The sequence below is a fragment of the Sphingomonas sp. genome (assembly GCF_036731925.1).
GTDB lineage: Bacteria > Pseudomonadota > Alphaproteobacteria > Sphingomonadales > Sphingomonadaceae > Sphingomonas.
This window is the reverse complement of sequence record NZ_DAINDJ010000002.1, coordinates 289,798-303,499: the sequence shown is the minus strand read 5'-3', so window position 1 is coordinate 303,499 and position 13,702 is coordinate 289,798. Positions and strand designations below refer to the sequence as shown.

The window sequence follows — 13,702 nt, the reverse complement described above, 5'->3', positions numbered from 1 at the left end:
CGCCGCGCCCGACATGCCGAGCGCGCCCGCCGCAGCGGCCGCGATCATCAGAGTCTTGAACTTGTTCATCCACACCTCCCTAACGCTTACACAGCCGCTGGGAGCTGCCCGATGTTTCCAGGCAGGAACACTTTCTTCCCATACGAGCTGTCCGTTTCTTTATAAACGAAAGCGCCGATTTCGCCAGATTATAGTTGACGGGAAATAAACCGCCAAATAACGACGTAAAATCAAGGGTTTGTACGAGATGTTTTACGCTTGACTCGTGCTGCCATGACCTGAAATGGAACAGACACATTCCGCGCCGCAGCGACCAATTCCGCGCTGCGGCGAATCAGAATTACCTTCACAAACGTGCATTTACCGAGATCGGCGCGGGCGCATCGACGCCGTAAAGACCACCGCATGCGCTGTAGGTGGTGCTGCGACTTCCGGTCAGGCGCTGTGCCTCTGCTGCAATTGCTGCCATCATCTCGGCAGACAATTCGATCTGGCGCGAAAGTATTCGCGAGTTGACGATCGATGCGTCGCGCAATCGGCGGCTCGCGTCTGAAAGTTGTTCGCGCAGTTCGGGCTCCAGCGTCTCCAGCCAGTCTTCCGGGTTTTCGCGCTTGAGGCGCGCTACCTCGGCTTCGATGCGGCCGGCGAGGCGAAGCTTGGCATCGGCGATTTCGCCCAGCTCGGGAATATAGGGCGTGCGCGCCAGGCGCTCGCTTTCCTCCTCCATCAGGGCGGTGAGCGAAATCATCGCATCGACGAGCTGAGTGATCATTTCTGTCCTTGCTGAAGCTTGAGGATCTGGTCGAGTACGGCAGGCGCGAGGCCGATACCGCCGCGGCGGGCCATTTCGGCGCCGAGCTTCTCGGCGAGCACACCGCGGAAGATTTCTTCGCCGTTTCCGCCGCTGAACTGTTCGTCCTGCTGGACGCTCTGCAGCATGAGCTGGGTCATCTGGCCCAGAAACACGCTTTCGAATTCCTGCGCCGTCTTCGCGCTTTTCGGATCCACCTTGGGCAGCGGCTTGACCGGCGTGGTCGCGCCCGCGGCAAGGGGGAGGGGAGTCGCGTCCGTCATTACTGCACCTCGATTTCGGCCTGGAGCGCGCCGGCGGTCTTGATCGCCTGAAGGATGGTGATCAGGTCGCGCGGCGACACGCCAAGAGTGTTGAGCCCGCTCACCAGTGCCTTCAGCGACGAGCCGTTGATCACTGCGAGGCTGGCGCCGTTGCCGTCGTTCACCTGCACCTGGGTACGCGGCACCACCGCGGTCTGGCCCTGCGAGAAGGGGCCGGGCTGCGAGACCTGCGGCGTTTCGGTGACCGAGATGGTCAGGCCGCCCTGGGCGATCGCGACCGGCGTGATCCGCACGTCGCTGTTCATCACCACGGTACCCGAGGCTTCGTTGATCACCACCTTGGCCGGCTGGTCGACCTTCACCTCCAGGTCGCCCACCTGGGTGACGAGGTCGATCACCGATCCGGCGAACTGGCTGGTCGGATGGAGCTCGACCGTCGCGGGGTCGAGCATCTGCGCGGCGCCGGGATAGCGGCCGTTGATCGCGCGCGCGATGCGGTCGGCGGTGGAGAAATCGGGGTTCTTCAGCGCGAGCTTCAGGCTGTTCGCCGAGCGCAGCTGATAGGGAACCTCGCGCTCCACGATCGCGCCGCCGGCAATGCGCGCCGACGTGGTGACGCCGCGGCTGACGTTCGCCGCCGCACCCTGGGCCTTGAAGCCGGACACGGCCACCGGGCCCTGCGCCACCGCATAGATCTCCCCGTCCAGCGCACGCAGCGACGACGCGATCAGCGTGCCGCCCTGCAGGCTGGTCGCATCGCCGAGTGCGGAGACCTGCACGTCGATGCGCGAGCCCGAGCGGGAAAAGGGCGGCATCGTCGCGGTGATCGACACGGCGGCGACGTTCTGCGTGCGCATCTGCGTGCCGCGGATGTTAACGCCCATCCGCTCGAGCATCGACTGCATCGATTCCTCGGTAAACGGGGCATTGCGGATGCGATCGCCGGTGCCGGCGAGGCCGACCACGAGGCCATAGCCAACCAGCTGGTTTTCGCGGACATTCTCGACGTCGACGATGTCCTTGATCCGGGTCTGGGCCATCGCCTGGGGCGCGCCGACACAGGCCAGCGCGAGCGCCAGGAACGATGCGGAGAGACGATACATAAACCTCTCGGGCCAAGTGGAAAATTAACGCTACTCGTCTTATAGGAAGAGGAGAGCCAATAAGGCTCGCGAGGACCCTGATTTCGTGCGTATCGACAGCCTGTCACCGATGATGGCGCGCAACCTGCTGGCGGCGTTGCCCAAGTCTGTGCCCAGCCTGACGAGCCGGCTTGAGGATCAGGCCTCCGCCTTGCCCCATCCGCTCCCGGCGCCGGGGGCGACGCCGCCTACCAGCGTGCAGATGCTGGTCGCGATCGCGGCGAATAATCCAATCGCCGAACGCCGCCGCAAGCAGGCCCGCGATGTCGAACGCGGCATCGATGCACTGGACCGGCTGCACAAGGAGCTGGTGGCGGGAACGCCCAACGTCACGCGACTGCGCGAGATCGTCGAATGGTCGCAGACCGTGCCGACCCCGCCCGAACCCGAACTCGCGGCGCTGATGCGCGAGATTGACGTGCGCGTGCGCGTCGAACTGGCAAAGCTCGACATCCAGGTCTGACGGCGTTTCCGCAGCGGAGAGTTCTTTTTCCGGCACTCGGCATTTGCTGCAGTGCAGTATCGCGCCGTCATGTGCCTGATGTTCGATGCGTTCTGCAAATGAACTACTTGGAACGTCTTCCTGAAATCGTTAAGGTATAGTTAACGATAGGGGATGCGTCATGAAGGCTTTCACGCGATTTTTTGCGGTTGCTGTCCTGTGCCTGGCACCCGCGGCCGCACAGGCAGGCCCGACCTATTCGGGGCTCTACGTGTTCGGCGACAGTCTGGTGGATTCGGGCAACGCCTTTCTCGCGACGGGCGGCGCGGTAGCGACTCCCCAAGACGGATATGCCGGCGGACGCTTCTCGAACGGCTTCAACTTCGCCGATTATCTCAGCCTGGCCATCACCGGCCACCCGGCGACGCCGCTACTCGCGGGCGGCAGGAACGTTGCTTTCGGCGGCGCCACGGCCGCGCAGGTAACAGGCGAGCGCAGCCCGAGCTTCCTCGCCCAGATCGGGTTATATTGGGACAGGGTTGGCGCGCCGATCGACAGCAACGCGCTGGTGCTGCTCACCTTCGGCGGCAACGACGTTCGCGATTCCCTCCCGACCGGCGGCCCGGTCAACTTTCTTTCGGCACTGACCGACTTCAGTGACGGCGTGGGTGCGCTCTACGGGCTCGGCGCGCGCCATTTCCTGATCGTCGGGTCACCGGACATCGGGCTGCTGCCGGTCTCGATCGCAGACGCAGGCGCCGTGCCCGGCCGCCTCGACGAACTGACGGCGCGCTCCCAGCAGATTAGCCAGGCACTACGGGCCACGGCCGAGGGTATCGGCAGCCAGCCCGGGGTCACCGCCGAATTCTTCGACCTGTTTGCCATGGAGCATGATTTGCTCGCGTCTCCGTCCTCTTTCGGCTTGCCGGACGCTCTCGACACGACGACGCCCTGCCAGATCGTTGGCGGCGGATCGTCACAAATCGCGAATTGCCGCAATTCGCTCTATTTCGACGAGATCCACCCCACCACGCAGGTGCACCGTGCGATCGCCGATGCAATGGTGCGTCAGCTGGGCATCAGTGCGGTGCCCGAGGCCGAGACCTGGATTCTGTTGATCATGGGAGTGGCCGGGGCTGGTGCGGCCCTGCGTCGGCGCCGCGACCGCCAGATGTCGGCCATCGCGGCCTGAGCGGGAAGGGGGCAGTCGCCGCGGCTCAGCGCGGGGCCTGCATCTCGTTCAGCCAGGCGGCCAGTTCGGCGTAGGGAAGCATCTCGATGAACGCGACGCCGGCGACGTCGTTTTCGATCCAGCGCACCGTGCAACTGCGCGGGCTGAGCCCCGGGATGACGAGCGTCATAACCCGGTCGAGGTCCGGCTGGTTCGGCAGGCGGATGCGGGCACCGCTCTGCGAGATGTTTTCCATGACCACTGCGTGCGAGATGCCGTTGCACACGATTCGGGCGGTCGTGGCGAGCTGGAAACGCGGTGCACGGGGGACGGCGCGGCGCAGCCGGGCTGCGGGCGAGCTGCCCTTGGCGGTGGCGAGCACTTCCTCGACGTCGATCGGTGCGGAGAACTGCACGCCCGCCCGCCCCGCGCTGACCCACATGATCTTGCCTTCGAGAACCGGCCCGCCGCGAAGCTCCACGACGATGCTGTCGCTTTCGCGCAGCGGGAAGGGGCTTTCGAGCATCATGCCCGTGGCAGAGATGTTGCGAACGCGGCAAAGCTGTTCGCCGGCACCCGCGCAGATCAGCTTGCCGACCATCAGCGTCGTCACCGTGCGCGGGGCACGCTCGGCCCAGGGGCCGGGGTGGCTGCTGTTGTGGTCAAACTGATGTTCGGCTGCGCCCACGGCGTCTGTCTCCCCGTTCGACTGCAAAACACGCAGCCCCTATGCATATTATAGGATGAACGAACGTTCAGCTTCGCTTCGGTAGTGCTACGAATGTCAGGCGGGATTGGCGCCCGTTACTGCGATCTTGCGCACGATCTTGGGGCCGAACGCCTCGTTCGCCGCGGCATCGACCAGTTTGCGGAAGCCTTCCAGGTCGGGCAGCATGCCGTCCGGACCTGCCGCCATCGGCGTGCGATAGGTGCGCATGTTGATGGCGTGCAGCAGCAGCGGCATCCGCTGATTGACGAAATCGGCCTTGGCCTCGTCCACCTGCAGCTGCACGTCCATCGAGGCATAGCCGGCCAGATGACCGTCCGCGAAGACGAGCGGCACCAGGATCTTGCCGGTAGGCACGAACTTGGCGGGCTCTTCCTTCTCTTCGGCCTTGGCTTCCTGCTTGGGCGCGCCGCCGATGCCGAGCATCTTCACCATCGCATAGGCGGTGCCGCCGCCGGCGGCGAGGCCGGCGATCAGCGCGACGATGAGGAACAGCAGTTTCTTCACGGGGCGGTCCTCAGAACTTGAAGCTGGTGTCGCTCGGCAGCGCCGAGGTCTGGCCCTTGAGGACGATGCTGATGCGGCGGTTCTCGGCCCGGTTCGGCTGGTCCGGATAGACCGGCTGGGTAGCGCCCATTGCCACCACCTCGGCGAAGCGGTCCGGCGTCACGCCGCCGGCGATCAGCGCCGAGCGGGCGGCGAGCGCACGCTGGCCGGAGAGCAGCCAGTTGGCGTCGCTCTGGCCGCCGGCACCATCGGTATGGCCCTCGATCGCAATCTGCGCGCCGACCGTGGAGATCTTGCTCGCAAGCTTGGTGAGCAGCGTGCGCGCATAGGGATTGAGCTCGGCCGTGTTCGACTTGAACATCGGCTGCTGGTCGGTATCCATCAGCGTGATGCGCAGGCCTTCGCGGTCCTGCTGCACGTCGACATTCTTCTTGCCCTGCGACTGCGGCGTCGCTTCCAGCGCCACCATCAGTTCGGACGCCATCACCCGCATCGTTGCCGGCACGTCGGCCGTGCCGCCGCGGGCGGAGCCCGCCGTGGTCACTTCAAAGGTGGGCTGGCCCTTGGCGGCGCTGGGATCGGCCTCGGAACGGCGGGTCGGGCCGCCCGCGCCGGGCGCCGAGTTGGTCACGGGCGTGGAGGGGCCGCTATCAGCGATAGTCGGCGAGAAATACTTTGCCAGGCCCTTCAGCCGATCCTTGTCCGGATTGGCGAGCAGCCACAGCAGCATGAAGAAGGCCATCATGGCGGTCACGAAGTCGGCATAGGCGACCTTCCACGCGCCGCCGTGATGGCCGCCCGCGACCTTCTTGACCTTCTTGACGATGATCGGCCGAACGTCCCCCCCGCGGGCCATGTTACTGGCCCTTCAATGCGTTGCGCAGGCGTTCCTGGACAGCGCCGAGACGGACGTGGCTGATCGCCGAGAGCGAATCCTCGCCGCCCGCAATCCGCTCCAGCAGGTTCACGCATTCGTCAGCGTGCTGGATCAGATAGTCGAACGCCTGGAGCTGCTCGAGATAGTTGGCGGCGAAATGCTCGTCGCAGACCAGCACTTCGGCCAGACCTTCAAGCTTCTTGCTGATTTCGCGGATCTCGCCGGCCATGACGCTGTGCAGCACGCCCGCGAACGGATCGTAGCCGGGCAGGGCTTGCGCGTGAGAGGGTTCCGACATGGGCAGGCAGGACATCAGAAAAGCTCCAATTCTCCGTCGGGGGCGGCAACAGGCAGGGGGGCGACCGGACGTTCCTGAACGCGCTCCGCCACCTTGGTGCAGCGGCTCTTGCCCTCGTGCGGCAGGAACTCGACCTTGCGGGCGAGCGTGCCGCCGAGATCGCAATGCGCGATGGCGATGCCTTCGGTCTCCATGAACCGGCGAGCAAAGGCGCCGTTCGAGGCGCCGATGTTCCCCAGGCCCGAGATGATGTTGGCACCACCGTACAGATGGGCCTGCAGCCGCTGGCGCGAGGCGCCCTTGGCCATCATGCTGTTGATCAGAAGTTCCATCGCATGCACGCCGTAGCGCGCCATGTCCGAGCTCGAGACCTTGTGGTCCGCACCCGGCTCCCCGAGCAGGAAGTGGTTCATGCCTCCGACCTTGGCGACCGGGTCGTAGAGGCATGCGGCCACGCAGCTCCCGAGCAGGGTCGAAATCATGACATGGGGCTCCGCGATGACCGCGTTCTCGCCCTGTACGATGGAAACTCTGCGCATATCAGGTCAGCTCGCCGAAGACGCGTTCAATCTTTTCCTTCAGCGCTGCCGGCGCGAAAGGCTTGACGACATAGTTGTTCACGCCGAGCGCTGCCGCCTTCTGCACGACCTCGCGGTCGGACGAACCGGTGAGCATGATGAACACGGTCTTGCCGATCACCGGGTCGGCGCGAACCGCCTCCAGGAACTGCAGCCCGTCCATCTCGGGCATGTTGTAGTCGGAGATGACCAGGTGGACGCGGTCGCTCTTGATCGCCGAAAGCGCTTCCGGAGCGCTGGCCTTGTCGCGAACGTCCTTGAACCCCAGGTCCTGCAGCGCACGACGGATCATCGCCCGCATACTGGTCTGATCATCAACGACCATCACCTTGATTTGTGATGCAGCGGGCATTGTTATGCGCTCCCAACCTTAACCGTTTCTCGACAAGCTTTCAGAATGGCCTCCGGCATGGCCGAAAGCCCGACTTCCTTCTCCACCGCGCCCGCTTCCTTGGCCGCACGGGGCATGCCCCACACCACGCAGGTCTCTTTCGTCTGGCCCAGCGTGCGGGCACCCGCCCGACGCATCGCCAGCAGGCCCTGTGCGCCGTCGCTGCCCATCCCGGTGAGGATGACGCCGACGGCACCGGCACCCAGTTTGGAAACCGAACGGAACAGCACGTCCACCGAGGGACGATGGCCGGTCACCGGGTCGCCGGCGAGCAGTTTGATCCGGCCATTGGCACCGCCCGAGAGTTCCATGTGTCGTTCGCCTCCAGGAGCAATATAGACGGTTCCCGGGGTAACCTGGGCGCCATCCGTAGCTTCCACGACGTTGACGCGGCACTCGGCGTTCAGGCGCTGCGCGAAGCTGCGCGTGAAGGTTGCCGGCATGTGCTGGACAATCAGGATCGGCGGCGAATCTTCCGGCAGCGCAGGCAGCAGCGAGAACAGCGCTTCCACGCCGCCCGTCGACGAGCCGATCGCGATCAGCTGGGCAGCTGCGCCGCCGCCTGCGGTGCCGACGCTCGGCTGCACGGGCAGGCGCTGGGGGCCGGCGCGGGCGACCGAACGCGCCGCGCTCTTCACCTTCTCGCACAGCAGGCCGGCGTCGCGCTCGATGTCCTCGGGCGTGCCGCTGGGCTTGGTGACATAGTCCACCGCGCCAAGGCGCAGCGCCTCGATCGTCACTTCCGCGCCGCGGGCGGTGAGGGTGGAGCACATCACCACCGGCATCGGCCGGAGGCGCATGATGCGCTCGAGGAACGACAGGCCATCCATCCCCGGCATTTCGACGTCGAGCGTCAGCACATCGGGGTTGAGCGCCTTGATCATGTCGCGGGCCGCGAACGGCTCCGGCGCCATGCCGACCACTTCGATCTCGGGGTCGGCCGAGAGCATCCGCTTCAGCGTCGCGCGCATGGAGGCGCTGTCGTCGACGATGAGCGTGCGGACTGGTTTCATGCCCATTACTCCGGCTTCTGGTAAATGGTATGCCCGCACGAGCGCATCTTGCTCGCGGCCGGGCCGATCAGCCGTTCCGAGTGACCGATATACAGGAAGCTTCCCGGGGCGAGCTGCTCGACGAAGCGATGCTCCAGCTCTTCCTTTGCGGGATCTCCGAAATAGATCATGACGTTACGGCAGAAAATTACATCATAGGCTGCTTTCAGCGGCCAGGGCTCGAACAGGTTCAGAACCTTCGCGGTGACGAGCTGGCGCGCTTCCTCGGCCATGACGAAGCCGCCTTGCGTGGGCTTCATCCAGGTCGAGCGATACGGCTCCGGCACACCGGCCGCGACGTTCTCCGCATAGACCCCGCGCTGCACCGATTCGACCACGTGCGGGGCGATATCGGTGGCGAGCAGCCGCACGTCGGCGTTGCGCAACCACGAGGCGGTGCTGCGGCTGGGCCCCAGCAGGCACATCGCGATCGTGTATACTTCCTCGCCCGACGAACAGCCTGCAGACCAGATCCGGATCGGACCCTGTTTCCGCTGGAGCGTAGGGATCACGGTCTCGCGAAAGTGATCGAAATGATGCGGCTCGCGGAAGAAGTGCGTGTGATTGGTGGTCAGTGCCACCACCATCGCATGCCGTTCCTCCGGATCGCTGTGCACCAGGTCGACATAGTCGCAGAACCGGGCGAGGCCGAACTTGCGCAGCCGACGCGCGAGGCGCGACTGCACGAGGGTGGTCTTCGCCTCGCTGAGCGAGATGCGCGCATCGTCGTACATGATCGCGGCGATGGCCTGGAAGTCGCGCGGCGTAAGCTCCGCGTTCTGGCCTGGTGCCATCGCGTTCGCGGCGCCGGCGGACGCCGCGGCGGCGCCCCCGGCGGGGCTCATGCTGCGAGATCCAGATGCTTGGTCAGGCTGAGCGCGTTGAGATCGAGCAGCAGGACCATGCTGCCATTCTCGTCGCGCGTCCCGTCCTTGGCGCGGGTGGCGATGCGGACGAGCCCTGCGATCACGCTCTCTTCCAGCGCCGTCTCGACCGCCGGTGCCGGCTGGATCTCGTTGACGTTGATGCCCACGATGTCGTTGACCTCGTCGACCAGAAAGCCCGCCTGCTTGCCCATGATGTTGACGACGAGGATGCACGAGCGCGCATGCAGCTGGCTCGGCTCCCAGCCCAGGCGCTCGGCCAGGCCGACGACCGGGATCACGTTGCCGCGCAGGTTGGTCACGCCCTTCACGAAGCTCGGCACGTTCGGGAGCGGCGTCGGCTCGTCCCATTCGCGGATTTCGATCAGCGCGCTCATGTCGATCCCGAAGATCTGCTTGGCGAGCGAGAAGGTGACGATCTTGCGATCGTTGGCGGTGTCAGGGGTGGTGCTCATGCTGCCAGTCCTTTGGGCGAGTAACGGGAGGGCGAGGCAACCAGCGCCTCGATATCGAGGATGAGGGCGATCGAGCCGTCGCCCAGGATGGTCGCGCCACCCAGGCCGCGGATCGGATGCAGGTTCTGATCCAGGCTCTTGATCACCACTTCGCGGCGGTCATCGATGGTGTCGACGACGAGGCCGACCTTGCCCGAGCTTTCGCTCTCGACGATCACCACCAGCGAGTCCTCGATGGCGCGGTCGTCGTTCAGGCCGAAGATCTCGGTCGCGCGGCGTACCGGCAGATATTCGCCGCGCATGTCGATCACTTCATGGTCGGGCGCCGTACGCTTCACCTGGCCCGGCTCGGGCTGGATCGTCTCCAGCACGTGCGTGAGCGGCAGGACGAAGCGCTGGCCGGCGAGCCGCACGATCATGCCGTCCAGAATGGCCAGCGTGAGCGGCAGGATCATCGTGAAGGTCGTGCCTTCGCCGGGCACCGAGTGGATCTCGACGCGGCCGCCCAGGGCTTCCACGTTCGAACGCACCACGTCCATGCCCACGCCGCGACCCGAGATGTTCGAGATCTTCTCCGCGGTGGAGAAGCCCGGCGCGCAGATCAGCTGGTCGATTTCCTCGTTCGTCAGCACCGCATCGGCGCTGATAATGCCCTTTTCGACCGCCTTGGCGCGGACGCGTTCGCGGTTGATGCCGCGGCCGTTGTCCGCGACGCGAACGAAGATCCGGGCGCCCTTCTGCTCGGCCGACAGCTTGATCGTGCCGGCGGGGTCCTTGCCCGCCGCGATCCGCTCCTCGGCGCTTTCCAGGCCATGGTCCGCGGCGTTGCGGATCATGTGGGTCAGCGGATCGCCGATCTTCTCGATGACGCCCTTGTCGACTTCGGTCGTCTCACCGATCGTCTCGAGGTTGATCTGCTTGCCGGTTTCCACCGAAAGATCGCGGAGCATGCGCGGCACGCGGCTGAAGGCCTGCCGGATCGGCTGGGCGCGCAGCGACATGACGTTGTCCTGGATCTGCCGGGTGAGGCGGGCCAGTTCGGGTAGTTCGACGCGCTGGCGATCGGCCGGCGACAGCCGGTCGGCCAGGATCGAGTTGCGGATCACCAGCTCGCCGACCAGGTTGAGCAGCAGGTCGAGCTTGACGAGGTCCACGCGGATGGTCTGCGCGGCTTCGTTGACCGGCTTGGCCGGTCCGCCGCCACCAGCACCTCCACCGCCGGGCGCACCGCCGCCGGGGGTGCCGCCACCGCCGGCCGGCGGGGTTGCCGCGGCTACGGGGGCGGGCGCCTCCGCTGCTGCGGGCGCCGCCGGAGCGGGTGCAGGCGCGGGGGCCGGAGCCGGCGCCGCCGGAGCAGGGCCCAGGTCCATGAAATCATCGACCGTTGCCGTCACCGGCACGAACGGGATCTCGTCGCCGTCCATCTCGGCTTCGGTCGCGCCGTCGGCCAGCTTCTCTTCGCCACCGCGCTTGATTTCGATGACCGAATCCGGCGCAACGAAGTCGAAGCAGTCGGAGAGATCGCTTTCCGGCAGTTCGGCCGGGGCATGGATCACCCAGGTGAAGTAGCTGTCTTCCGGATCGATCTCGCGCAGCGGCGGAAGCGTGCTGATGTCGACCGATTCTACGCGGGCGCCCAGGCCTTCCAGTTCACGCACCGTCAGCAGCGGCTCGCCGGCATTGGCCAGCGCGGCGCGCGACGGCTTGAAGCGCACGGTCCAGCCGGCCGCCTCCTCTGCGGGGCCGTCGAGGTCGTCAAGCGACACGCCGACGGGGCGGAAGCCGAACTCGTCCTCCTCTTCCTGCATCGCGGGCGCCGCAGGGGCGACAGGGGCAGGGGCTGCCGCGGGCGCAGGCGCGGCCGCGGCCGGCGCGTCGCCGTCCGGCACGCCCTTGTTGGCGAGCACCTGTTCGAGCGCGCTCAGTGCGGCCCCGTCGTTCGGCCGGGACGCATTGCCCTTCGCCGCTTCGACATGGTCCGACAGCACGTCGAACGAACTCAGCATCACCCGGATCACGCCGGGCGAGGGGAAGATCTTACCGGCACGCACTTCGTCGAGCACGTTCTCGAACTTGTGCGCGAAGGCGGTCAGGTCCGAATGGCCGAAGGCGCCGGCACCACCCTTGATCGAGTGGATCGCGCGGAACACACCGGCAATGGTTTCGCCGGACAGATCGCCCGACTGCATCGCCGACAGGCCTTCCTCGGCCGTCGTGAGGCCTTCAGTGCACTCTTCGAAGAAGATTGCCTGGATATCGTCGAATTCGTCGCTCACGGGCAGACGCGGCGGATCGCCGCCCCCAGCTTGGTGGCCTCGAAGGGCTTGGTGATCCAGCCGGTGGCGCCGGCGGAACGGGCGCGCTGCTTCTTCTCGTCCGAGAATTCGGTCGACAGCACCAGGATCGGCACGCCCTTGAATTCCGGCACCTGGCGCACGGCCTCGATCAGCTCGAACCCGTCCATCTTCGGCATGTTGATGTCGGTGATGAGCAGGTCGGGCTTGACCTCGTGCATGCGCTCCAGGCCATGCTGCCCGTCGTTCGCGCTCTCGATGCGAAAGCCCTGCGCGGTCAGCGACGTCTTGAGCAGCATGCGCATGCTCGCGGAGTCATCGACGGTAAGGATCAGCTTGGTCACAGAAGTTCTCCGGTATCAATGCCGACCGCCGCTGCGAGCTGGCAACGGTTCACACGATCGGTGAAGGCAGTGCTGGGGTTGAGGATGGTGAAGGCCTTGCCGAGCTTGTCGGCTTCGGCCTTGGCAGCGACGATCAGCTGCAGCACCGCCTGGCCGACGCTCTCAACCTGAGAGGCGTCGATCTCGACCGGTCCGTCACCGTCGACCGCCTGGATGAGGCGGGTTTGAAGATCCGCGGCCGTCACGGTCGAACCGTGTGCGGGGAGCGCAAGCGCGTTGTCCGCGCCGGCCTCAAGCGGTGGCAGGGGAAAGTCCATTTTTGGCCTCGTCGAGAGCGGTTTCAAGTTGCTGGAAGCTCGGCGCGTACGCGGAGGGCGTCATGCGACGGGCGATTTCGATCGCGACCTGCACCGGCTGGTTCTGGGCGTAGGCAACGATGGCGGTCTTCACGATGGTGAAGGGCTGGGAGTCGGCCTCGATCGTCTCGAGGAGCTTGCCCGCAAGCGGGGCGACGACGCAGTAGGAGAGGAGCACGCCGAGGAAGGTACCGACGAGCGCGCCGCCGATCATCGCGCCCAGGATCTCGGTCGGCTGATCGATCGAGCCCATGGTCTTGATGACGCCGAGCACCGCCGCGACGATGCCGATGGCGGGAAGGCCGTCGGCCATCAGCTGCAGCGAGTGCTGCGGATGGGTTTCCTCGTGATGGTGCTTCTCGATGTCCGCTTCCATCGCCGATTCCAGCTGGTGCGGATCCTCGAAGTTCACCGTCATCATCCGCAGATAGTCGCAGAGGAACTCGATCAGATGATGGTCCTTCAGCAGGCGCGGATAGGGCTTGAAGAGGTCGCTCTCCTCCGGCTTGTCGAGATGCGGCTCGATGCCGGTGGCGCCGCTCTTCTTGAACAGCGTCAGCAGGGTGAACATCAGGGTGAGCAGGTCGGTATAGTCGCTGGCCTTCCAGCGGCCGCCCTTGAAGGCCCGCATGATGCCGGCGCCGGCCTTCTTCACCGTCGGCATCGAGTTGCCGACGATGAAGGCACCGATTGCCGCACCGCCAATGGCCATCATCTCGTGCGGCAGGGCGTGCATGATAATCTCGAACTTGCCGCCCGAGATCATGAAGCTCCCGAACACGCACACGAGAATGATGACGAAACCAACGGCGTTCAGCATGGCGGGCTCAAATTCTTTCCCTGGATCTTTCCAGAATTATAGGATGGTTTCCGGCGGGGTGGGGGTTCTGGGAAACTGCTTAGGCGGAAAGGCGATCGCGCTGGCGATCCTGCCCATCGATCACCGCCAGGCAGTTACGCAGCCGGTTCCGCTCGAGCGTGGCGAGCAGGGCATTCCTCGGGCCGCGGCCAGACGAAATGCCCGTTGCCGCGAAAGCCGTACCCCGGCGGCAGCAGGTCTGCACGGTCGAGCGTGCACCTGCGCTCGACCCCGTAGAGGTGGCGCTGCTC

The 13,702-nt window shown here is 65.6% G+C and carries 18 protein-coding genes; 2 read left to right on the top strand and 16 right to left on the bottom strand.

Annotated elements, in window-relative coordinates; genetic code table 11:
• Positions 1 to 346: 346 nt before the first annotated feature.
• Genes V7E00_RS10935 through V7E00_RS10925 form a run of 3 tightly spaced genes read right to left on the bottom strand, consistent with a single transcriptional unit; the run spans position 347 to position 2,177 of the window.
• Positions 347 to 772: a flagellar protein FlgN gene (locus tag V7E00_RS10935; RefSeq protein WP_333572682.1), complete on the bottom strand. Its 426-nt coding sequence runs from the start codon at positions 770 to 772 to the stop codon at positions 347 to 349.
• Entirely contained in the window at positions 769 to 1,074 is a 306-nt protein-coding gene (locus V7E00_RS10930) for a rod-binding protein (RefSeq protein WP_333572681.1), read from the bottom strand. The genes V7E00_RS10935 and V7E00_RS10930 overlap by 4 nt, the downstream gene beginning before the upstream one ends.
• A complete protein-coding gene (locus V7E00_RS10925) occupies positions 1,074 to 2,177 on the bottom strand; it encodes a flagellar basal body P-ring protein FlgI (protein ID WP_333572680.1) in 1,104 nt (367 codons plus the stop codon). Before V7E00_RS10925 ends, V7E00_RS10930 begins: the two co-directional genes overlap by 1 nt.
• 85 nt (positions 2,178 to 2,262) lie before the next feature.
• Between V7E00_RS10925 and V7E00_RS10920 the strand changes: the two genes are divergently transcribed.
• Both V7E00_RS10920 and V7E00_RS10915 read left to right on the top strand, forming a co-directional pair.
• Positions 2,263 to 2,679 carry a flagellar assembly protein FliX gene (locus V7E00_RS10920; protein WP_333572679.1) on the top strand — a complete coding sequence of 139 codons (417 nt, stop codon included), beginning with the start codon at positions 2,263 to 2,265 and terminating at the stop codon, positions 2,677 to 2,679.
• A 160-nt stretch (positions 2,680 to 2,839) separates the two neighbouring features.
• Positions 2,840 to 3,850, top strand: a complete 1,011-nt coding sequence (locus tag V7E00_RS10915) for an SGNH/GDSL hydrolase family protein (protein WP_333572678.1) — start codon at positions 2,840 to 2,842, stop codon at positions 3,848 to 3,850.
• Between the two features lie 25 nt (positions 3,851 to 3,875).
• Here V7E00_RS10915 and V7E00_RS10910 read toward each other — a convergent pair whose 3' ends face one another.
• The 13 genes from V7E00_RS10910 to motA form a co-directional block, all read right to left on the bottom strand.
• A complete protein-coding gene (locus V7E00_RS10910) occupies positions 3,876 to 4,517 on the bottom strand; it encodes a PilZ domain-containing protein (RefSeq protein ID WP_333572677.1) in 642 nt (213 codons plus the stop codon).
• Positions 4,518 to 4,613: 96 nt separating this feature from the next.
• Positions 4,614 to 5,063, bottom strand: coding sequence for a hypothetical protein (locus V7E00_RS10905; protein ID WP_333572676.1), 450 nt, complete (start codon positions 5,061 to 5,063; stop codon positions 4,614 to 4,616).
• 10 nt (positions 5,064 to 5,073) lie between these two features.
• The gene (locus tag V7E00_RS10900; RefSeq protein ID WP_333572675.1) at positions 5,074 to 5,919 is read right to left on the bottom strand and encodes a flagellar motor protein MotB; all 846 of its coding nucleotides are present in this window, start codon (positions 5,917 to 5,919) and stop codon (positions 5,074 to 5,076) included.
• 1 nt (position 5,920) lies between these two features.
• Positions 5,921 to 6,238: a hypothetical protein gene (locus V7E00_RS10895; protein ID WP_443019187.1), complete on the bottom strand. Its 318-nt coding sequence runs from the start codon at positions 6,236 to 6,238 to the stop codon at positions 5,921 to 5,923.
• 14 nt (positions 6,239 to 6,252) lie between these two features.
• On the bottom strand, positions 6,253 to 6,777 hold the full coding sequence (locus V7E00_RS10890) for a chemotaxis protein CheD (protein WP_333572674.1): 525 nt from the start codon (positions 6,775 to 6,777) through the stop codon (positions 6,253 to 6,255).
• A 1-nt stretch (position 6,778) separates the two neighbouring features.
• Positions 6,779 to 7,168 carry a response regulator gene (locus V7E00_RS10885; RefSeq protein WP_064314002.1) on the bottom strand — a complete coding sequence of 130 codons (390 nt, stop codon included), beginning with the start codon at positions 7,166 to 7,168 and terminating at the stop codon, positions 6,779 to 6,781.
• A gap of 2 nt (positions 7,169 to 7,170) precedes the next feature.
• Positions 7,171 to 8,220, bottom strand: a complete 1,050-nt coding sequence (locus V7E00_RS10880; protein ID WP_333572673.1) for a protein-glutamate methylesterase/protein-glutamine glutaminase — start codon at positions 8,218 to 8,220, stop codon at positions 7,171 to 7,173.
• A gap of 5 nt (positions 8,221 to 8,225) precedes the next feature.
• On the bottom strand, positions 8,226 to 9,104 hold the full coding sequence (locus V7E00_RS10875) for a CheR family methyltransferase (RefSeq protein WP_333572672.1): 879 nt from the start codon (positions 9,102 to 9,104) through the stop codon (positions 8,226 to 8,228).
• Positions 9,101 to 9,598, bottom strand: coding sequence for a chemotaxis protein CheW (locus V7E00_RS10870; protein WP_066720980.1), 498 nt, complete (start codon positions 9,596 to 9,598; stop codon positions 9,101 to 9,103). Before V7E00_RS10870 ends, V7E00_RS10875 begins: the two co-directional genes overlap by 4 nt.
• Complete coding sequence (locus V7E00_RS10865) at positions 9,595 to 11,874, bottom strand: chemotaxis protein CheA (protein ID WP_333572671.1); 2,280 nt, start codon at positions 11,872 to 11,874, stop codon at positions 9,595 to 9,597. Before V7E00_RS10865 ends, V7E00_RS10870 begins: the two co-directional genes overlap by 4 nt.
• Positions 11,871 to 12,236, bottom strand: a complete 366-nt coding sequence (locus V7E00_RS10860) for a response regulator (protein ID WP_121078538.1) — start codon at positions 12,234 to 12,236, stop codon at positions 11,871 to 11,873. Before V7E00_RS10860 ends, V7E00_RS10865 begins: the two co-directional genes overlap by 4 nt.
• A complete protein-coding gene (locus tag V7E00_RS10855) occupies positions 12,233 to 12,553 on the bottom strand; it encodes an STAS domain-containing protein (RefSeq protein ID WP_168846240.1) in 321 nt (106 codons plus the stop codon). Before V7E00_RS10855 ends, V7E00_RS10860 begins: the two co-directional genes overlap by 4 nt.
• Positions 12,528 to 13,412, bottom strand: coding sequence for a flagellar motor stator protein MotA (motA, locus tag V7E00_RS10850; protein ID WP_066720968.1), 885 nt, complete (start codon positions 13,410 to 13,412; stop codon positions 12,528 to 12,530). The genes V7E00_RS10855 and motA overlap by 26 nt, the downstream gene beginning before the upstream one ends.
• Positions 13,413 to 13,702 lie beyond the last annotated feature (290 nt).